Below are 19,385 nucleotides of genomic sequence, written 5' to 3' on the forward strand. Positions count from 1 at the left end.
CACGTAGGAGCGAGCGAAGCTCGCGATGCGCCGCACGGGCGGCGCTCGATCGCACAGGCAGCAACTATCCCAAGGGAAGCATCAAACCGCCGCGCTGTTCCGCGGTTTCGGGTTCTTGCGAGGCCAGGCCGCACCGATTCGCGGCACAGCCGCCGAATGGCGAGCCGCGCTGCCATGTAGGTATCGATGACCGGGGCCTGTGCGATCAAGCGCCGCTCGCGCGGCGCATCGCGAGCTGTGCTCGCTCCTACGTGGCCAGTAACGCCTGTGCCCGCCCGAGACACCCGTAGGAGCGAGCGCAGCTCGCGATGCGTCGCGCGAGCGGCGCTCGATCGCGTAGGCACAAACATCTCGAGGCCGCCATCAAACACCGCACTTTTTCGCATTTTCGGGTTCTATGCTTGGCCAGGCCGCACCGATTCCCGGCGCAGCCGCCGAATGACGACCCGGTGCCGATGGCTGCACGTTACTGCCGAATCCTTCCCCGCCTGCTGCTGATCACGCTCACCACCCTGGCCGGCTGCAGCCAGCAGCAGGGCCGTGACATCGTCAATCAGTTCGGCGATGGCAAGCCCAGCGAGTTGTTCCAGACCAGTGTCGACCGCCTGGCCACGCTGGCCATGCGCGACAATCTGCAAAGCCTGTACCTGCTGATGAACAAGCTATACCTGCGTAACCCCAACCAGGTGAAGCTCTCAGGCTTTCTCGACGCCACCACCGTTGAACGGCAGATCCGTAACGCCATCGAACAACGCCAGCCCTTGCCGCAACTGGGCAACCGCCGTGACTTGGCGGCCCTTAGCTACGCCTTGAGTTCGGAGTTTCGCGGTGACCGTGTCGGCGCGTTCATCTATGCCATCGGCAGCATGCTGATCACCGCCCACGGTGGCCGCACCGAATTCTACATGACCGATACCATCGACCCGTTGTTCGTCAACAACGCGGCGCGCAACATCGAGAAAGCCACCTGGATGCTGAGCCAGCGCCAGGACGCCAATGGCGTGCTGCTGCTGTTTTCCAACGAGATTTCCGAGGATGCCAGCAATCTGAGTTTCGCCGTGGAGTTCGGCAAGATCGTCGCGCGCCTGGACTTGCTGGCCGAGCTGCTGGACGAGCGCTACCGGCGCATTGGCTTGAACTACGCACAGAGCCTGTTGCTGATGAACTTCCTGCCGGTGCAGTGACCTCAGAGCAGCGCCTGGATCGCCCGGCGATAGCGCTGGCCGGCCAGGCTCATGCTGTTGTTGTGCGAGGCGCCGGGTACCAGCAGAAGGGTTTTTGGCTCTTGTGCGGCGTCGAACAACTGCTGGCTGAAACGCGATGGCACGTAGCGGTCGTTCAGACCGTGCACCACCAACAGTGGCAAACCCACCGCGTTGATCTTGCCGAGCGAATCGAACTTCTGCGACATCAACCAGCGGACCGGCAAGCTGGTGCCGGCGACCGCGGCAGCCGCATCGCCCAATGAGGTGAAAGTCGATTCCACGATCAGCCCGCGCGCCGGAGCAGGCTGGCCGTCCTTGCGCGCCTGCCGGGCAAGTTCGCTGGCAAGCTCCACGGCGACCGCGCCGCCGAGCGAATGCCCGAAGATCAGGCGCTTGCCGGCATCGGGTTGCAGTTGCGCAAAGCGTTCCCAAGCGATGCGCGCATCTTCGTAGACCGTGGCTTCCGAAGGCAGGTCGCCGCGGCTCTGCCCGAAGCCTCGGTAGTCCACGGCGAACACCGAATAGCCCATCGCGTGCAGCTGCTCGATGCGAAACAGTTGCCCGGTCAGGTTCCAGCGCACTCCGTGCAGGTACAGGATTGCCGGCGCATCGGCGCGGTTGGCAGGCCACCACCAGGCGTGCAGGCTTTGATTGTCGGCGAAGGTGCGCGGGCGCAGGTCCAGCTCTTGCACACCGTTGGGCAAACCGCGGAACCAGCTGGCCTGGCCCGGTTCGATGCGAAACACCAGCTCACGTTCCTTGTGTTGCAGGACCGCGCAGCCGCTGGGCAGGCCGATGACCATCAGGGCTGCGCACAGCCAGCTGAGCCAGCGGCGCCGAATGTGGGTGAGGAGGAGGGTAGGCATGGCGGCTTTGTACCAGATGCGCATGCCTTGCTGCTGGGAAAAGTTACCGAGCGGGCAGACAGGTTGGTTGCAAGCTGTGTCTGCCCAGGCCCGGTGGGCCTACTCAAAGTGGGTAATGCTTGAGCTCCCGTGCGATGAGCATGCGCTGGATCTCGCTCGACCCTTCGTAGATCTGGGTGATGCGCGCATCGCGGTAATAGCGCTCGACGGGGTAATCCTCCAGATAGCCATAGCCGCCATGCACCTGGATCGCCATCGAGCAGACGCGCTCGGCCATCTCCGAGGCGAACAGCTTGGCCTGGGAGGCTTCTGACAGGCATGGCTTGCCAGCGCTGCGCAGGCGCGCGGCATGCAGAATCAGCAAGCGCGCAGCGTTGACCTGCACTTGCATGTCCGCGAGCAGGTTGGCGATGCTCTGATGCTCATTGATCGGTTTGCCGAACTGCAAGCGCTCGCGTGAGTAGACCAGCGCTGCCTCGAAGGCTGCGCGGGCAATGCCCAAGGCCTGGGCGGCGATACCGATGCGCCCGCCCTCGAGATTGGACAGGGCAATGGCCAGGCCCTTGCCGCGCTCGCCCAGCAGGTTGGCAGCGGGGATGCGGCAATCGTCGAAGGTCACCGCGCAGGTGTCGGAGGCGCGGATGCCCATCTTGTGCTCGCTACGGTCGACCTTGAAGCCCGGGTTGTCGGTGGGTACCAGGAACGCCGACAGGCCCTTCTTGCCCAGCTCCGGGTCGCTCACCGCAAAGACGATGGCCAGCCCCGCGCGACGGGCGTTGCTGACGAACTGCTTGGCGCCGTTGAGCACCCAGTGGCCATCGATCAATTCGGCGCGGGTGCGCAGGTTATGGGCTTCGGAGCCTGCCTGCGGTTCGGTCAGGCAGAAGCAGCCGATCACCGCGCCGCTGGCCAGGCGTGGCAGCCAGGCCTGCTGCTGCGCCGCGTCGCCGTAGGCCAGCAGCGGCCCGCAGCCCACCGAGTTGTGGATGCTCATCATGGCCCCGGTCGCCCCGCACGCGGCAGAGATTTCCTCGACGGCCAGGGCGTAGGCCACGTAATCGGTGTAGCTACCGCCAAAGTCCTCTGGCACGACCATGCCGAGCAACCCCAACTCACCCATCTTGGCGACCACGCCATCGTCGATCCAGCCGGCCTTTTCCCAGGCCTGGGCGTGCGGGGCGATCTCGCCGCGGGCGAAGTCGCGGGCCATGTCGCGGATCATGATCTGCTCTTCGCTTAATTCCAGGTCTTGCATGTGCGTACTCCTGGCCTCACAGGCCTTCGAAGAATTGCTCGACCCGCTGGTGGCTGAGGGCCTCCAGCGTCGGCGGGTTCCAGCGCGGCTGCTTGTCCTTGTCGATGATCAACGCACGCACGCCCTCGATGATGTCGCCGTACTGGAACCATTGGCGGTCCAGGTGCAGCTCCATGGCGAAGCACTCATCCAGCGTGCACTGGCGAGCGCGGCGCAGTAGCTCCAAGGTAACCGCCATGGCCAACGGCGAGCGGGTTTGCAGCTGATCGGCAGTGGCCAGCGCCCAAGGGTGGCTGTCGCCGATGCTGACGCTGCGCAGTTGCTCGACGATGGTCGGCAGGTCGGGTTGGGAGAAGAAGTGATCGATGACCGGGCGCAGTTTTTCCAGCGGCGCGCCTTCCAGCGTCTGGCTGCCCAGCTTGGCCAGCAGGTTCTGCAGGTCCTTGAGCGGCTGATGGCCGAAGCGCAGTTGCTCAAGCCCCTGATCCAGCGCAGCGAGCCTGTCGCTGGGCACGTACCAGTCGGCCAGGCCGCAATACAGGGCGTCCGCCGCCTGGATCTGTGCGCCGCTGACGCCCAGGTAGGTGCCCAGTTCACCCGGTATGCGCGAGAGGAAGTAACTGCCGCCAACATCCGGGAAGTAGCCGATGCCGACCTCGGGCATGCCCAGGCGGCTGCGCTCGGTGACCACGCGCAGATCGCAGCCCTGGGCCAGGCCCATGCCGCCGCCGAGGGTAAAGCCGTCCATCAGCACCAGCACCGGCTTGCGGTAGCGGTGAATGACCAGGTCCAGGGCGTATTCTTCGACGAAGAATTGCTCGTGCAGGCTGTCGCCTGCCTGGTAGCTGTCGTGCAGCGAGCGAATATCGCCGCCGGCGCAGAAACCTTTAGGTCCTTCACCACGCAGTACCACCGCCTGCACCGCCGGGTCATTGGCCCACTGGTCGAAATGCTGGCGCAGGCTGCGGACCATGTCCAAGGTCAGCGCGTTGAGGCCGCTTGGGCGATTGAGGGTGAGGTGGCCAATGTGGTTGCGAACCTCGGCCAATACATGATCCGTTGCCGAGGTGTAAGCGTGCGCGGTCATCGCGATCTCCTTGCTTTGTTATTGATTTTCCACATGAAGTCGGGCGTGCACGGAAGGATAGCGAGATCCTGGCATGCGAATTTGCCGTGCACAATCGACATATGTGCAGCGGCATCGTGCGTTTTTGCTTGGCCGCTGGCAACCAGGCTCGAGTATCACGGCTCCAGCGCGGCCGTTCGTTAACCTGAGCGTAACGATCAATCCATGAGCTTGATTGATCCGCCCGAAGCGCTCGGCCTACTGTGCCAGCACGACAGCGAACCCGTGGAGTCAACAATGACCATAACCAAGCATCCACCGCCGCAGTGGTCCAGGCGCCGCGCCGAAAAGCAGCGCCGCCTGGAGCGTGTTCGGCATCTGGCCGAGGGTGTGGTGCTGCCCACGGAACGTATCGTCGAAGCGCTGGAATTGCTCATTGCGCCTGGCGACCGCGTGGTGCTCGAGGGTAATAACCAGAAGCAGGCCGATTTTCTCTCCCGCGCCCTGGCCAAGGCCGATCCCGCAAGGCTGCACGACCTGCACATGATCATGCCCAGTGTCAGCCGTGCCGAGCACCTGGACCTGTTCGAGCGCGGCATCGCGCGCAAACTCGATTTTTCGTTCGCCGGCCCGCAGAGCCTGCGCATCGGCCAATTGCTCGAAGACGGCCTGCTCGAGGTCGGTGCGATCCACACCTATATCGAGCTGTACTCACGGCTGCTGGTCGATCTGATTCCCAATGTCACCCTGGTGGCAGGCTTCATGGCCGATCGCGAGGGCAACCTGTACACCGGCCCCAGCACCGAAGACACCCCGGCGCTGGTCGAGCCCGCGGCCTTCAGCGACGGCCTGGTGATCGCCCAGGTGAACCAGTTGGTCGAGCGCGTGGATGACCTGCCGCGAGTGGATATTCCCGCGTCCTGGGTGGATTTTGTGGTGGTGGCGGACAAGCCGTTCTACATCGAACCGCTGTTCACCCGCGATCCGCGCCATATCAAGCCGGTGCATGTGCTGATGGCGATGATGGCGATTCGCGGCATCTATGAAAAACACCAGGTGCAGTCGTTGAACCATGGCATTGGCTTCAACACCGCCGCCATCGAGTTGATCCTGCCCACCTACGGCGAGTCGCTGGGCCTCAAAGGCAAGATTTGCCGCAACTGGACCCTCAACCCGCACCCGACGTTGATCCCCGCCATCGAAACCGGATGGGTGCAGAGCGTGCACTGCTTCGGCACCGAGTTGGGCATGGAGGACTACATCGCCCAGCGGCCCGACGTGTTCTTCACCGGCCGCGACGGTTCGCTGCGCTCGAACCGCATGATGTGCCAATTGGCCGGGCAATACGCGGTGGACTTGTTCATCGGCGCCACCTTGCAGGTTGACGGTGACGGCCATTCCTCGACCGTGACCCGTGGTCGTCTGGCCGGCTTCGGCGGAGCGCCGAACATGGGCCACGACCCACGTGGGCGCCGCCATGCGACGCCGGCCTGGCTGGACATGACGGTCCCTGACACGCTGCTCGAACGTGGCCGCAAGCTGGTGGTGCAGATGGTCGAAACCTTCCAGGAAGGCGGCAAGCCAACCTTCGTCGACACCCTCGATGCGGTGGAGGTGGCGAAAAAGACCGGCATGCCCTTGGCCCCGGTAATGATCTACGGCGACGACGTCACCCACCTGCTCACCGAAGAGGGCATCGCCTACTTGTACAAGGCCCGCAGCCTGGAAGAACGCCAGCAGATGATCGCGGCGGTTGCTGGCGTCACGGCCATCGGTCTGCGCCATGACCCGAGGGACACCCAACGCCTGCGCCAGCAAGGGCTGGTGGCACTCCCGGAAGACCTCGGCATTCGCCGCACCGACGCCAGTCGCGAATTGCTGGCTGCGCGCAGCATCGCTGACCTGGTCGACTGGTCCGGTGGCCTGTACAACCCGCCTGCACGCTTCAGGAGCTGGTGATGAATGCCCATCTGCTGTCCCCGACCTCACTACCTGAGTACCTGGCCGACCTGGCCGTCGCCGCGCTGATCGACGAGGCCAACCTGTCGCCCAAGCCCGGTCTGGTCGACCGCCGCAGCAGTGGCGCCCATGGCGACATGAGCCTGGCGCTGATGCACGCTTCGGCCTTGGCCTTGTGGCCGAGCTTTCGCCAGATGGCGCAGGCGGCCCAGCGCCATGGCGTGATCGGCCAGCCGCTGCGCGCCGAGCTTGGGCAACTGGGCCGTGAGGCGGAGGCCACCATGCTGGCCACCACCGGCGGGGTCAACACCCACCGTGGCGCAATCTGGGCGCTTGGACTGTTGCTGGCCACCCAGGCGCTCGACCCGCAGGCAGACCCTTCCACGGTTACCGCACGCGCCGGGCGTTTGGCACTGATCGATGACCCGGCCGCGCCATGTCTGGCGAGTCACGGCGCGCAGGTGCGTGACCGCTACGGCGCCAGCGGCGCGCGCGAGCAGGCCCAGCTGGGTTTCCCGGCCGTGCGCGAGCATGGCCTGACGCAACTGCAGCGCAGCCGCGAGCAGGGCGCCAGCGAGCGCCAGGCGCGCCTGGATGCGTTGTTGGCGATCATGGCTGGGCTCAGTGATACCTGCGTGCTCTGGCGCGCCGGGCCGCGGGCGCTGCAAAGCCTGCAGGCCGGCGCCAGGGCGGTGCTGGCCGAAGGCGGCAGTGCCACGCTCGGCGGGCGGCGCCAACTGCGCCGGTTGGACATGCTGCTGCTGCAACTGAACGTCTCACCGGGCGGCGCCGCCGATCTACTGGCGGCTTGCCTGTTCCTCGACAAAGCCGGGAGCCTGTGACATGGAAACCCTGAACTTTCAATTCCCTGCCGCCGAACCTGGCCGTGGTCGTACCTTGGTCGGCTGCGTCAGCTCGGGCGATCTGGAGGTGCTGATCGAGCCGGGCACCGCCGGCCATCTGCAGATTCAGGTGGTCACGTCGGTCAACGGCAGCAGTGCGCGCTGGGCCCAGCTGTTTCAGCGCTTGTTCGAGGGCCGCGCAGTGGCGGCGCTGAACATCGATATCCACGACTTCGGCGCCACCCCGGGGGTGGTGCGCCTGCGCCTGGAACAAGGCTTGGAGGAGATCGGCCATGACTGACACCAGGCGCTTGCTGCAAAGCCGCAGCTTCGTCGAATTGGGCGCCCGCCAGCGTGCGCGCGCCTTGCTCGACGCCGGCAGTTTCCGCGAGCTGCTCGGCCCGTTCGACCGGCTCATGTCGCCGTGGCTGGCGCGCCAGGGCATCGTGCCCCAGGCCGACGATGGCGTGGTCATTGGCAAAGGCACGCTGGACGGGCGCAGCGCCGTGGTCGCCGCCATCGAAGGCGGTTTTCAGGGCGGCAGCATGGGCGAGGTTGGTGGCGCCAAGATTGCCGGCGCGCTGGAACTGGCCATCGAAGACAACCGCAACGGTATCCCGACCTGCGCCGTGCTGCTGCTCGAGACGGGCGGGGTGCGCCTGCAGGAGGCCAACCTCGGGCTTGCCGCCATCGCTGAGATTCAGGCTGCAATCGTCGAGCTGCGCCAGTATCAGCCGGTGATCGGGCTGATCGCCGGGTCGGTAGGCTGCTTCGGCGGTATGTCGATTGCCGCTGGGCTGTGCAGTCATCTGCTGGTGACCCGCGAGGCACGACTGGGCCTCAATGGCCCGCAGGTCATCGAACAGGAAGCCGGCATCGGCGAATACGACGCCAAGGACCGGCCGCTGATCTGGAGTCTTACCGGTGGCGAGCAGCGCCACGCCAGTGGCTTGGCCGACGCTTACGCCGCCGATGACATCGAGGTTATCCGTCAGCACTTGCTGGTGCTGTTGGACGCGCCTTCAGCGGAGCGTGCCAGCCGTTATACCGTCCAGCTCGAGCGCCTGGCCGGCCTGGGCGCCGATGTGCCGCAGCTGGACGCCGCTGCCGTGCGTACCCTGTACCAAGGAGATGCCCCATGAACCGTGCCTCTACCTGGCTGGCCGCCTTGGCTGGCGCTCGACTGTTGCCAGGCTACCCGGCCTCGCTGCAGGTGGTCGACGGCGAGCTGGACAACCGCCCGACACGTTTCATCGCCGTGGTGCCTGACCCGCACAACCCCTTCCCACGCGCTCGCGCCGGCGAAGTCGGGTTGCTCGAAGGCTGGGGCCTGGCCAAGGCGGTGGGCGAAGCCGTCGCGCAGGACCGCGACGGCGAGAAGCGCGCCATCGTCGCGGTCATTGACGTACCCAGCCAGGCCTATGGCCGCCGCGAGGAGGCGTTGGGCATTCACCAGGCGCTGGCCGGCGCCGTGCAGGCCTATGCCCAGGCGCGCCTGGCCGGGCATGCAGTGATTGGCTTGCTTGTCGGCAAGGCGATGTCAGGTGCGTTTCTTGCCCACGGCTATCAGGCTCAACGCTTGATCGCCCTGGACGACAGCGGGGTGCTGGTGCATGCCATGGGCAAGGCGGCGGCCGCGCGTATCACCCTGCGCAGCGTCGAGCAGCTGGAGGCTTTGGCCGCCGAGGTGCCGCCGATGGCCTATGACCTGGCCAGTTACGCCTCGCTGGGCCTGCTGTGGCGGCGTCAACGGGTGACCGACGCCGATGCGCCGAGTGATGCCGACGTGGCGCAGGTGCGCGACTGCCTGGCTGCTGCCTTACGGGATATCGGCGATTGTCGCGACCTGCGCTCACGCCTGGGCGGCGAGCATCGCAGCGCCTCACGCGACGTGCGCGCGCGCCTGCGCAGCCAATGGCAGGAGGCTTGAGATGAGCCTGCCGCAGCCGCACGACCTGCTCTGGGGCTTAGCGCCACGCGACCTGCCAGGCGATGCGCCGGATTGGGCGCGGCAGGTGCTGGCTGCCGGCGCGCCGGTGGTAGTGCGCCGCGCCTCGTGCGCGGAGGGCTGGGTGGCGGTAGGACTGCGCGGCCACGGCCGCGAACAGCGCCTGGGCGTGTTGATGCCACTGGCGGCCATCACGCGGCGCCTCAGCCCTGAGGACCTGCGTTGGCACGGGCCCAGCGACTGGCCGGCATTGCAGGCGCTGGCAGCGATCACCCACCTGCTCGATGCGCGCCTGCTGGCCTGGGGGCCAACTGGCGGGGCGGGTTATCAACTGGCCACAGGCTGCGAAGTATTGCATGCCGGCAGCGACCTGGACCTCGTCCTGCGCATGCCGCAGGCGCTGGAGCGCGCTGCGGCGCGTGGGCTGCTGGCAAGTCTCGAGCAAACGTGCTGCCGGATCGACGCGCAGCTGGAAACCCCCAACGGCGCAGTCGCCCTGCGCGACTGGGCGGGCACGGCGCCGCGGGTGCTGCTCAAGTCCGCACGGGGCGCGTGCCTGGTGGCCGATCCTTGGCAGGCGCTGGAGCAGGCAGCGTGAGTAGCCTGATGGTGTTTCCGGGCCAAGGCGCCCAGCAGGCTGGCATGCTGCAATGCCTGCCAGAAGGCAGCGCAGAGGTGCTCGAAGAAGCCAGCGACACCTTGGGTGAAGCTGTGCAGACACTCGACAGCGCGCAAGCCTTGCAATCGACCCGCGCGGTGCAACTGTGCCTGTTGCTGGCTGGGGTCGCCTGGGCGCGCTGGCTGCGCCGGCGTAGCCCGGCCCCAGACTACGTCGCCGGTCTGTCCATCGGCGCCTACCCGGCAGCCGTCAGCGCCGGCTCACTGCACTTCGCCGATGCAGTGCGCCTGGTCGCATTGCGCGGCGAGCTGATGCAGCAGGCCTATCCCCAGGGCTACGGCATGACTGCGCTTAGCGGCGTGGACTTGGGCAGCCTTGAGGCGCTGCTCGCCGAGGCCGGCGGTCAGGTCTATGTGGCCAACCTCAACAGCGACAATCAGATCGTCATCGCGGGCAGCGATGACGCCATGGCCGAAATCGTCCAGCGTCTTCGCCTGCGCGGCCAGGGCGCGGGCCGGCGCCTTGCGGTGAGCGTGCCGTCGCACTGCGCCCTGCTCGATGGCCCGGCCGGGCGACTGGCGGCGGCCTTTGCCGATGTCGAAATGCGCCGGCCGCAAATTACCTACCTGAGCGGCACCACGGCGCGCGCCATCCATGACCCGCAACGCCTGCGCGACGATCTCGCCGGCAACATGGCGCGGCGAGTCGATTGGCGTGCTACGTTGCGCAACGCCTATGAACGTGGCGTGCGCCTGCAGCTGGAAGTGCCACCGGGCAGCGTGCTCACTGGCCTGGCGCGCCCCGTGTTCGACCAGGGCAGGGCGGTGGCATTGGAGTCCACGCGCTGGGATAGCGTCGATGCGCTATTGCGCCAGGAGGTGGCCGGAGACTGAGCTGAGCCGTGTTTTTCGAAGGACAACAACAAGCAACTTCGACCCAACGCGAGGACAACAACCATGATTATCTACGGCGTGGCCTTTCTGGCCCTGTGTACCCTCATCGGCCTGTTCATCGGTGAGCTGCTGGGCAAACTGCTGGGCGTTCCAGCCAATGTCGGTGGTGTGGGTATCGCCATGCTGCTGCTCATCTTCATCGGCAGCTACCTCAACAAGCGCGGCCTGATCACGGCCAAATCAGAACAAGGCGTCGAGTTCTGGAGCGCGATCTACATTCCCATCGTGGTGGCCATGGCGGCCCAGCAGAATGTGTTCGGCGCGCTTTCCGGCGGGCCGATGGCCATTCTCGCCGGTACGCTGGCGGTGGTCGCAAGCTTTGCCGCGGTACCGCTGCTCGACCGGCTTGGGCAAAAGAAGCCTGAGCCTGCCGCCGACAAACCCCTGACCACGCCGCAGCGGTGATCGCCATGTATGAATCGATGATGAAAGTGATCACTGGCTACGGGCTGGTGAGCGGGTTCGCCGTGATCGGTGTGACCATGTGGTTGTCCTACTGGCTGTCGGCCAAGCTGACCCACGGCCGCCTGCACGGCTCGGCCATTGCGATCTTCCTGGGCTTGGTGTTGAGTTACTACGGCGGCGCCGTCACCGGCGGGCAGAAGGGTTTGGTGGACATCCCGCTGTTGTCGGGCATCGGTTTGCTCGGTGGCGCCATGCTGCGCGACTTTGCCATCGTCGCCACGGCGTTTGGTGTGAATATCGACGAGCTCAAACGCGCTGGAGTGTCAGGTGTAGTGGCGTTGTTCTTCGGAATTGGCGTGTCGTTCGTCGCCGGCGTCGGGGTGGCCATGGCATTCGGTTATACCGATGCCGTCAGCCTGACCACCATCGGCACGGGCGCTGTGACTTATATCGTCGGCCCGGTGACCGGTGCGGCGATTGGCGCCAGCTCCGAGGTCATGGCACTGTCAATCGCGGCGGGCTTGGTCAAGGCCATTCTGGTAATGATCATGACGCCGTTCGTTGCGCCGCTGATCGGCTTGAACAACCCGCGCACGGCGGTAATCTTCGGTGGCCTGATGGGCACTTCCAGTGGCGTCGCCGGAGGCCTGGCAGCGACCGATCCGAAGCTGGTGCCCTATGGCTGCCTGACCGCAGCGTTCTACACCGCGCTGGGTTGCTTGCTGGGGCCATCGCTGTTGTTCTTCGTCATGCGTGCGGTGGTGGCCTGAGCAGCCGCCACCGGCTTACACGCTCGAACCTGGTGTCGCGGGAGGGGTGCGCAGCGCCCCAGGATGCTAGCTTCGCCGTTGAAGCCTGCAACCCGGTCAATCCAGCGCAGCGCTGTACATCCGGCATTCGGCCAACAGCGCCAGCAGGTTCGGCTCCCGCTCGCGAGCCTTGAGAAACACCACGCCGATGTGTTGCTGCACCCGGTAGCGCGGCTGCAGCGCGATCAGCTTGATGCGGTTTTCGTACACCGCGGCAATGCGCCCTGGTAGCAGGGCGAAGCCCACGCCTGAACTGACCATGCTCAGCAGGGTGAAGATATCGTTCACCTGCATCGCCACCTTCGGCGCAAACCCTGCCTGCTCGAACACCCGCGCGCTGTCTCGGTGAGTGGCGAAGCCCTGGGTCAGGGTAATGAAGGTCGCATCCGCCAGCTCGGCCAGATCGACCGGAGACTGCTCGGCAAATGGCGAATCGGTGGGTACGGCCAGAAAGATATCGTCGGAAAACAACGCCAACTGTGCGCACGCCGGATCCGCCACGCTTTCGTCCAACGACACCAGCATGGCTTCGAGCTCATGGTTTTTCAGGCGTTGCAGCAAGTCGACGTTCGAGCCCAGGGTCAGGTCGATGTTCAGCTCACTGCGCCGCAGCTTCAGGCCCATCACCAACTTGGGCACGGTCTTCACGGTCAGCGAGTACAGCGCCCCCAGGCGAAAGCGTTCGGCATAGAAACCGGCGGCCTCGCGGGTCTGGCGCACCATCTGTTCGGCGTCCTGGATCAGTTGGCGGGCTTTCTTCTCCAGTACGTAGGCGCTCTCCAGTGGGATCAACTGACGCCCCTCGTGCTTGAACAACGGGCAGCGCAGGGCGCTTTCCAATGAATGGATCGCCCGGTGCACGCTCACCGGGCTGGTGGCCAGCTGCGCGGCGGTACGGCCCAGATTGCCGTTGCGCATGAAAGCCAGAAACGTTTCGAGCTTCTTCAGGGTTAGTTCTTCGTCGATCAACATGGGCACAGGCCAGCGGAAAACGAGCGCTGATCATGCCACAAGCGTTGCCAATGAACTGTTGCTTTGCGGCATACTCCATTGCAGCAATGGCTGAACAGGGAGCGCTGCAGTGATCACCAGTCTTATCACCTTCCTGGTCACCCTCGCGGCCATGGAAGGCGTGGCCTATCTGGCCCACCGCTACATCATGCACGGCTTCGGCTGGGGCTGGCATCGTTCGCACCATGAGCCACGCCGTGGTTGGTTCGAGAAAAACGATCTGTTCGCCGTGGTGTTCGCCGTGTTGGCGATCGTGTTGATCGCCCTGGGCAATGCCGGTGTTTACCCGCTGCAATGGATAGGCGCCGGCATGACTGCCTACGGCGCGCTGTACTTCATCGCCCATGACGGGCTGGTGCACCGGCGCTGGCCGTTCAAGTTGGTGCCTCGGCGCGGCTACCTCAAGCGCCTGTACCAGGCGCACTTGATGCACCACGCCGTCAAAGGGCGGGAGGGCTGTGTCTCGTTCGGGTTTCTGTATGCGCAACCGGTGGCGAAGCTGCGTCAGCAGCTGCGCGCGCAAGCGGGCGCCGCCACAACTGCGCAGCGCGCGGCGGATGCTGGTGCAGATGGCGCGTCAGTGAGCGCCACAGACCGCTGACGATGGCCCCCAGCTTTTCGACCTTGCTGGTCGACAAGCGGCCATCCCAGGCGTGGCTGCCGGCCTGTTGCAGCTTCAGCCCGATGCGCCGGTACACCACCGCTGCGGTAGCCACCGCCCAGGCGCTGCGCCAGGGCAGGGCGGACAGCCCAGCCTGGGCGCTGGCGTAGTACGGTTCGGCTGCCGCCACCAGGCGCTGGCCCATGATCGCCACCGCACGCCGATGCCGAGGGTCGGCCAACGCATCGCCCGGTACGCCGAGCTCGTCAAGCCATACCTCGGGCAGGTAGCAGCGCCCGACGCGCGCGTCTTCAACGATGTCGCGGGCGATGTTGGTGAGTTGCATGGCCAGGCCCAGATCGCATGCCCGGTCGAGTACGCCAGGGTCACGCACGCCCATCACCCGCGCCATCATCAAGCCGACGACGCCTGCGACGTGGTAGCAGTACACCATGACGTCATCCAGTTGGTGATAACGATGGCCGGCAACATCCTGGGCAAACCCCTCGAGCAGATCGAACGGCTCGCTGCGCGGGATCGCATGGCGCCGCACCACTTCGCGCAGCGCCGCGAAGGCCGGATCGCGCGCCGGTTCGCCAGCACAGGCTGCTTCGGTCTGTTGCTGCAGCGCCACCAGGCGCGCGCGTGCCTGATCCGGCGCGAGCACCACGGCATCGTGGCCGGCCTGCTGGCCGTCGATGACGTCATCGCAGTGCCGGCACCAGGCGTACAACAGCACCGCGCTGCGCCGGGTTTGCCCATCGAATAGCCGCGCTGCCGCAGCGAAACTTTTGGAGCCTACGGCAATGCTGTGCTCGGCGTGCGCCAGCAGCGCCTGTTGATCGGGCGCGGTCATCCTTGCAGGTCCTCGAGCATCAGCCCTGCGGTAGCCTTGGCTGAGGCGATCACGCCCGGCACGCCAGCACCGGGATGGGTGCCGGCGCCTACCAGATAGAGGTTGGCCAGCTGTGCGTCGCGGTTGTGCGGGCGGAACCACGCACTTTGCGTCAGGCGCGGTTCGAGCGAGAACGCCGAGCCCAGGTGGGCGTTGAGCTGCTCGCGGAAATCCCGCGGGCTGAAAATGCGGCAGGTCACCAAGTCTTCGCGCAGGCCAGGCATGTAGTGACGCTCCAGGTAATCGAGGATCTTGTCGCGGTAGCGTGGCCCTTCAACGCCCCAGTCCAGCGGCGCATTGCCCAAGTGCGGCACCGGGGCCAACACGTAGTGGCTCGAACAGCCCGGCGGCGCCAGGCTTGGGTCGGTGGCGCAGGGGCTGTGCAGGTACAGGGAGAAATCGTCCGGCAGTTTCGGGCCGTCGAAGATTTCCTGCACCAGCTCACGGTAGCGCGGGCCAAAGCACACGGTATGGTGCTGTAACTGCGGTTGCGGGCGCTTGAGGCCAAAGTGGATGACGAACAGCGAGTTGCTGAAGCGCTTGCCCTTGAGCCGTTCGCCCTCTTGCCGGCCGCGGGGGTGCTGGCCCAGCAGATCGCTGTAGGTGTGCACCACGTCGGCGTTGGAGGCCACCGCATCGGCTGCGAACACGCGCCCGTCACGGGTGCGCACGCCGGTCAGGCGGCTGCCTGCGGTTTCGAAGGCTGCGACCTCGGCGTTCACCTCCAGCGTGCCGCCAAGGTCGGTGAACAGTTTGGCCATGCCATTGACCAGCGCGCCGGTGCCGCCTTTGGGGAACCACACGCCCCATTGGCGCTCGAGGGCGTGGATCAGGGTATAGATCGACGAGGTGGCGAACGGGTTGCCGCCGACCAGCAAGGCATGGAACGAGAATGCCTGACGCAACTGGTCGTCGCTGATGTACTTGGCGGCCATGTCGTAGACACTGCGCCAGGCTTGCAATCGCGCCAACTGCGGGCCGGCATGCAGCATGTCGCGAAACGACAGGAACGGCACCGCGCCAAGCTTGATGTAGCCTTCATCCAGTACCGCGCGCGAGTAGGCGAGAAATCGCCGGTAGCCCTCGACATCAGCGGGGGCGAAGGTGGCGATCTGGCGCTCCAGGTCCTGCTGGTCATTGCCGTAGTCGAACGCGCGGCCGTCTTCCCAGCACAGCCGGTAGAACGGGCTGACCGGCAGCAATTCGAGATAGTCGCCCATAGGCCGCCCGGCCTGGGTGAACAGCGCCTCGATGGCCGACGGATCGGTGATCACGGTGGGGCCTGCATCGAAAGTGAAACCTTGGTCGCGATAGACGTAGGCGCGCCCGCCAGGCTGGTCGCGGCGCTCCAGCAGCGTGGTGCGGATGCCCGACGCCTGCAGGCGGATCGCCAAGGCCAGGCCGCCGAGGCCGGCGCCGACCACCACGGCGGTTTTTGCGTTGTTCATGCACGCTCCTTGAAATCGCTTGGGGAATAACGCAGCGCGGCGTGCACGGCCTGGCCGACCGGCACAGGGGGCTTGCCGCTGAGAATGCGCAAACGGTCGCGCCAGTGGCTGTGGCCGGCATAGAAGCGGGCGATCAGCGGCGCTGGCAGTTGCTGGAAGCGTTGCATCACCTGCCAGCGCTGATTGGGCCGGCCGGCCAGAAACAGCATGCGGTTGAGCAGCCGGTAGAAGCGTTGTTGCTGCCAGCGGCCGCGCAAATAACGGCCGAGCGCCTGGCGCAATTGGGCGGGGTCGTCCAGCGGCTGCGCCACCAGCCAGTCGGCCAGGCGCACGGCATCGGGCAATGAGTAGCCGGTGGTGCAGTGAAACAGACCGGCCCGTAGCCCTGACACCAGCGGCCCGTCGAGCGTTGCCCACCAAGCGTCGAAGTCCTCCGCCAGGGTGATGGGCAGCACGCCCTGTTCCTCGCGCAGGCATTGCGCAACGTGCCAGCCGCGCTGTTGCAGGTACAGCGCGATGTGTTCGCGCATGCACTCGGCGCTGGGCGCGTGTTGGTCGACATAATGGGTGTCTTCGACCAGCACGGTGTCGTCGCTGAACGGCAGCAGGTAGACGAAGCGGTAGCCTTCACCCTGGGGCACGCGAGCATCCATCACGATCGGTTCCTGCAGGCCGTGGGGCGCGTGCAAGCGTAGCAGCTGACCGAGAAATGCCTGCTGACCGAGCACCCGGTGGGGGCTGGCCTGGCCACCGCGCCCATCGATGACGATGCGCGCCTGCAGTTGCTCGCCACTGGCCAGGGTGACGCGCTGACGCCCGACCTCGACGACGCTGCAGCCGGTGCGTAGCGCCGCGCCCAGCGCCTGACCGAGCACCTCGGCGAAACGCTCGCTGGTGATGCTGGCGTAGCCGCCGTGCAGGCGCCGCGAGAACGCGGGAAAATGCACGTGATAAGCCGGCCAGCGCTTGACCACCAAGGGTGCCAGCCAGCGCTGCTGGGTGGCATCGAGGTCGCTTTCATGGAATGACCAGGTATGGTTACCACCGGCTTGAGCCTCTTGCTCCAGGCACAGCACGCTGAGCTCGGGGCGCAATTGCTGCAGGCGCCAGGCGAGCAAGCCGTTGGCAAGGCCGGCACCGATCAGGATCAGGTCATACTGCAAGCGTCTGCCTCCCGCAGGACTGGGCGCCCGCCGCTGACGGCCGCCTCGATGATATCGGCGGCTTTTGCCGCGCCGCCGCAATGCTTGAGTTCGTGTTCCAGCGCAACGTTGCCGTGTCGCCGCTGCCCCAGCAGGTCGCGCAGCGCGGCGCCGATGCTGGCAACGCTGGCGCGCCTGGACAGGGTCAGGCCCAGGCCATGATGCCGTACCCGCGCGGCGACGCCGTGCTGGTCGAAGGCAATCGGCATGACCAGCAGCGCGGTGTGGCTGGCCACCGCATCGAGCACGGTGTTCAGCCCGCCGTGGCAGACCACCACATCGGCCTGCTGCACTGCCCATTGCTGCGGGGCGAAATCGGTCACATAGGTGGCGCCCAGGTCGCGCAAGCGCTGCTGTTGCGCCTGGTCGAGGCCGCCGCAATGGGCCAGCAGGAGGTCCACGTCGAGCAAGCGGCACGCTTTGGCGATCCGCGTGAAAATATCGAAACGGTGCCCCTGCAGGGTGCCGAGGCTGGCGAATACCAGCGGCTTGCCGCTTGTTGCTGCCCAGCTCGGCGGCGCCTGCACCGCGTTGCCGCGCAATGGGCCTACCGCATGAAAATGCGCGGGCAGCCCCTGGCGCGGAAAATCCAACGCGTGCAGGGTCTGGCTCAGCTCGGCCAGTGGCGACAAGCATTCATGGGCCGCGCGACGTGGCGCCAGGCCATGTTGGCTGCAGGTACGTTCGAGCACCTGCTGCACCGGCTTCATCAGCCAGTCGTGCACCTGAGCGCTGCCGTCGTACCAGCGCGGGTGCAGACCATGGGCGAACGGCATGACCGGTAACGGCAGGCCGGCCTCGCGGTTGATCGGCAGGGCGCAGGCCACCGACACCCAGGGTAGTGCGCAGATCTCGGCCGCCAACGCGCCAGCCGGTTCCATCTGGTCGCACAGCACCGCATCGACCTGATGCATGCGCAACGCCGGCGGCAGGGTCTCGCAGAGCATCTGCGTGGTGGCCGCGAGTTGCCGGATCAGCCGGTGCAGGCGCAAGGGGCCGGACGGGTTGGCCGCCAGACGCAGGGCCTGGTCGAGGTTGTCGACCGGCAGCAAACCGTCACCGACCGGGTAGAAGCCGACACGCCGGTCACTGACCCAGCGCCGCGCCTGGGCCTGGTGCAGGAAGCTGACTTGATGGCCGCGCGCGAGCAACTGGCCGGCCAGCGCCTGGAATGCCGCGAAGTGGCTGGGGTAGGGCGGCGCGATCAGCGCGAAGTGGCTCATGGCGGCGTCAGGCTGGTCGGCAGCAGGCGCGCCCGGCGCAGCTGCGCGAGGTTGCTGGAGCCGGTGCAGAAACAGGCGATGCGCAATTGCCGCACGATGACCTCGAAGTGCTCCATGGCCGCTTCGGTGCTGGTGATCGCTGCATTCAGCACGCCTGCGGCCTGGCCCACCACGTCAGCCCCCAGGCGAATCGCCTTGGCCGCATCGATGCCGTTGCGCACGCCACCAGAGGCAATCAGGCCTACCTCAGGCACTGCTCGGCGTACCGCCAGCAGGCAGTGGGCGGTGGGGATGCCCCAATCGCTGAAGGCCATGGCCACCGCTCGGTCGGCAGCGCTTTCCGCACGCTCGGCCTCGACCGCCGCCCAACTGGTGCCGCCGGCCCCGGCGATGTCGATCATGGTCACTCCAGCATCGCACAACGCACGGGCCACGCTCGGCGAAATGCCCGCGCCGACCTCCTTGACCAGCAGCGGCACCGGCAGTCGCGTGGCCAGGGCCTCGATGCGTTCGAGGATGCCCCGCCAATCCCGGTCGCCTTCGGGTTGCACCGCTTCCTGCAACGGATTGAGGTGAATGATCAGGGCGTCGGCCTGCAAGCTGTCGACCGCGCGGCAGGCCAGGTCCAGGCCGTCTGCCTCGCGCAGCTGCGCCGCACCAAGGTTGCCCAGCAGCGGTACATCCGGGGCCAGGCGCCGCAATTCGCCGGTCAGGCCCTGGTCGTGGCCGCCGCGCAGGCTGACCCGCTGCGAGCCCACGCCCATGGCGATGCCCAGGGCCTGGGCGGCTTCGGCCAGGTGCTGGTTGATGAAACGAGCCCGTTCGGCGCCGCCGGTCATCGAGCTGATCAGCAAGGGTGCGCGCAGGCTGATGCCGAACAATGACGTGCCCAGGTCGACCTGGTTCAGGTCCAGCTCCGGCAAGGCGCAGTGTTCGAAGCGCAGCGACGACCAACCAGGGTCTACGCTATGAGAGGGCTTGCCAGCTGCCAGCACGATGTCCAGGTGGTCGTCCTTGCGTTGACTGAGCGTGCTTTTCTTCATGCCGGCTCCGTAGCCAGGGAATCATCGAGGGGCGT

Annotated in this window: 19 protein-coding genes and 1 pseudogene; 11 read left to right on the forward strand and 9 right to left on the reverse strand. The window is 66.2% G+C overall.

Annotation, left to right across the window (positions count from 1 at the left end):
- Positions 1-455 precede the first annotated feature (455 nt).
- Complete coding sequence (locus ACLEJW_RS22640; protein ID WP_313301427.1) at positions 456-1,184, forward strand: hypothetical protein; 729 nt, start codon at positions 456-458, stop codon at positions 1,182-1,184.
- Positions 1,185-1,186: 2 nt separating this feature from the next.
- On the opposite strand, the gene ACLEJW_RS22645 is transcribed toward ACLEJW_RS22640, so the two are convergent.
- The 3 genes from ACLEJW_RS22645 to ACLEJW_RS22655 all read right to left on the reverse strand — a co-directional run bounded on the left by ACLEJW_RS22645 (position 1,187) and on the right by ACLEJW_RS22655 (position 4,413).
- The gene (locus ACLEJW_RS22645; protein ID WP_313301421.1) at positions 1,187-2,071 is read right to left on the reverse strand and encodes an alpha/beta hydrolase; all 885 of its coding nucleotides are present in this window, start codon (positions 2,069-2,071) and stop codon (positions 1,187-1,189) included.
- A 103-nt stretch (positions 2,072-2,174) separates the two neighbouring features.
- Positions 2,175-3,326: an acyl-CoA dehydrogenase family protein gene (locus ACLEJW_RS22650; RefSeq protein ID WP_145193467.1), complete on the reverse strand. Its 1,152-nt coding sequence runs from the start codon at positions 3,324-3,326 to the stop codon at positions 2,175-2,177.
- Between the two features lie 16 nt (positions 3,327-3,342).
- The gene (locus ACLEJW_RS22655; RefSeq protein WP_313301416.1) at positions 3,343-4,413 is read right to left on the reverse strand and encodes an enoyl-CoA hydratase/isomerase family protein; all 1,071 of its coding nucleotides are present in this window, start codon (positions 4,411-4,413) and stop codon (positions 3,343-3,345) included.
- Between the two features lie 276 nt (positions 4,414-4,689).
- On the opposite strand from ACLEJW_RS22655, the gene mdcA reads away from it, so the two are divergent.
- The 9 genes from mdcA to madM all read left to right on the forward strand — a co-directional run bounded on the left by mdcA (position 4,690) and on the right by madM (position 11,888).
- On the forward strand, positions 4,690-6,351 hold the full coding sequence (mdcA, locus tag ACLEJW_RS22660; RefSeq protein ID WP_313301412.1) for a malonate decarboxylase subunit alpha: 1,662 nt from the start codon (positions 4,690-4,692) through the stop codon (positions 6,349-6,351).
- Complete coding sequence (locus ACLEJW_RS22665; RefSeq protein WP_440778287.1) at positions 6,351-7,193, forward strand: triphosphoribosyl-dephospho-CoA synthase; 843 nt, start codon at positions 6,351-6,353, stop codon at positions 7,191-7,193. Before mdcA ends, ACLEJW_RS22665 begins: the two co-directional genes overlap by 1 nt.
- Position 7,194: 1 nt before the next feature.
- Positions 7,195-7,494 carry a malonate decarboxylase subunit delta gene (locus tag ACLEJW_RS22670; protein ID WP_313301406.1) on the forward strand — a complete coding sequence of 100 codons (300 nt, stop codon included), beginning with the start codon at positions 7,195-7,197 and terminating at the stop codon, positions 7,492-7,494.
- Positions 7,487-8,335: a biotin-independent malonate decarboxylase subunit beta gene (locus tag ACLEJW_RS22675; protein ID WP_313301402.1), complete on the forward strand. Its 849-nt coding sequence runs from the start codon at positions 7,487-7,489 to the stop codon at positions 8,333-8,335. The genes ACLEJW_RS22670 and ACLEJW_RS22675 overlap by 8 nt, the downstream gene beginning before the upstream one ends.
- Positions 8,332-9,123 carry a biotin-independent malonate decarboxylase subunit gamma gene (gene mdcE, locus ACLEJW_RS22680; RefSeq protein WP_440778288.1) on the forward strand — a complete coding sequence of 264 codons (792 nt, stop codon included), beginning with the start codon at positions 8,332-8,334 and terminating at the stop codon, positions 9,121-9,123. Before ACLEJW_RS22675 ends, mdcE begins: the two co-directional genes overlap by 4 nt.
- Before the next feature lies 1 nt (position 9,124).
- The gene (locus ACLEJW_RS22685) at positions 9,125-9,739 is read left to right on the forward strand and encodes a malonate decarboxylase holo-ACP synthase (protein WP_313301397.1); all 615 of its coding nucleotides are present in this window, start codon (positions 9,125-9,127) and stop codon (positions 9,737-9,739) included.
- Positions 9,736-10,653 (forward strand): malonate decarboxylase subunit epsilon, encoded by a 918-nt coding sequence (gene mdcH / locus ACLEJW_RS22690; RefSeq protein WP_313301394.1) that lies wholly within the window; start codon positions 9,736-9,738, stop codon positions 10,651-10,653. The genes ACLEJW_RS22685 and mdcH overlap by 4 nt, the downstream gene beginning before the upstream one ends.
- A gap of 63 nt (positions 10,654-10,716) precedes the next feature.
- Entirely contained in the window at positions 10,717-11,118 is a 402-nt protein-coding gene (gene madL / locus ACLEJW_RS22695) for a malonate transporter subunit MadL (protein ID WP_145193449.1), read from the forward strand.
- Positions 11,119-11,123: 5 nt separating this feature from the next.
- Positions 11,124-11,888, forward strand: a complete 765-nt coding sequence (gene madM, locus ACLEJW_RS22700; RefSeq protein ID WP_145193447.1) for a malonate transporter subunit MadM — start codon at positions 11,124-11,126, stop codon at positions 11,886-11,888.
- Between the two features lie 96 nt (positions 11,889-11,984).
- Here the strand turns inward: madM and ACLEJW_RS22705 are convergent, their stop codons facing one another.
- Positions 11,985-12,899: a LysR family transcriptional regulator gene (locus ACLEJW_RS22705; RefSeq protein WP_145193444.1), complete on the reverse strand. Its 915-nt coding sequence runs from the start codon at positions 12,897-12,899 to the stop codon at positions 11,985-11,987.
- 151 nt (positions 12,900-13,050) lie between these two features.
- Between ACLEJW_RS22705 and ACLEJW_RS22710 the strand changes: the two genes are divergently transcribed.
- On the forward strand, positions 13,051-13,539 hold the full coding sequence (locus ACLEJW_RS22710) for a sterol desaturase family protein (RefSeq protein WP_313301424.1): 489 nt from the start codon (positions 13,051-13,053) through the stop codon (positions 13,537-13,539).
- Here ACLEJW_RS22710 and ACLEJW_RS22715 read toward each other — a convergent pair.
- The 5 genes and pseudogenes from ACLEJW_RS22715 to fni form a co-directional block, all read right to left on the reverse strand.
- Positions 13,463-14,395 (reverse strand): annotated as a pseudogene (locus tag ACLEJW_RS22715) (phytoene/squalene synthase family protein); the annotation flags it as partial. The gene ACLEJW_RS22710 and the pseudogene ACLEJW_RS22715 sit on opposite strands and share 77 nt — an antisense overlap.
- Positions 14,392-15,882: a phytoene desaturase gene (locus tag ACLEJW_RS22720; RefSeq protein WP_440778289.1), complete on the reverse strand. Its 1,491-nt coding sequence runs from the start codon at positions 15,880-15,882 to the stop codon at positions 14,392-14,394. The gene ACLEJW_RS22720 and the pseudogene ACLEJW_RS22715, both read right to left, overlap by 4 nt.
- Positions 15,879-17,045: a lycopene beta-cyclase CrtY gene (gene crtY, locus ACLEJW_RS22725; RefSeq protein ID WP_145193438.1), complete on the reverse strand. Its 1,167-nt coding sequence runs from the start codon at positions 17,043-17,045 to the stop codon at positions 15,879-15,881. The genes ACLEJW_RS22720 and crtY overlap by 4 nt, the downstream gene beginning before the upstream one ends.
- The gene (locus tag ACLEJW_RS22730) at positions 17,030-18,307 is read right to left on the reverse strand and encodes a glycosyltransferase (protein ID WP_440778290.1); all 1,278 of its coding nucleotides are present in this window, start codon (positions 18,305-18,307) and stop codon (positions 17,030-17,032) included. Before ACLEJW_RS22730 ends, crtY begins: the two co-directional genes overlap by 16 nt.
- A complete protein-coding gene (fni, locus tag ACLEJW_RS22735) occupies positions 18,304-19,350 on the reverse strand; it encodes a type 2 isopentenyl-diphosphate Delta-isomerase (RefSeq protein WP_145193434.1) in 1,047 nt (348 codons plus the stop codon). The genes ACLEJW_RS22730 and fni overlap by 4 nt, the downstream gene beginning before the upstream one ends.
- Positions 19,351-19,385 lie beyond the last annotated feature (35 nt).

Source organism: Pseudomonas sp. SMSB3, from assembly GCF_052041965.1.
Lineage (GTDB): Bacteria > Pseudomonadota > Gammaproteobacteria > Pseudomonadales > Pseudomonadaceae > Aquipseudomonas.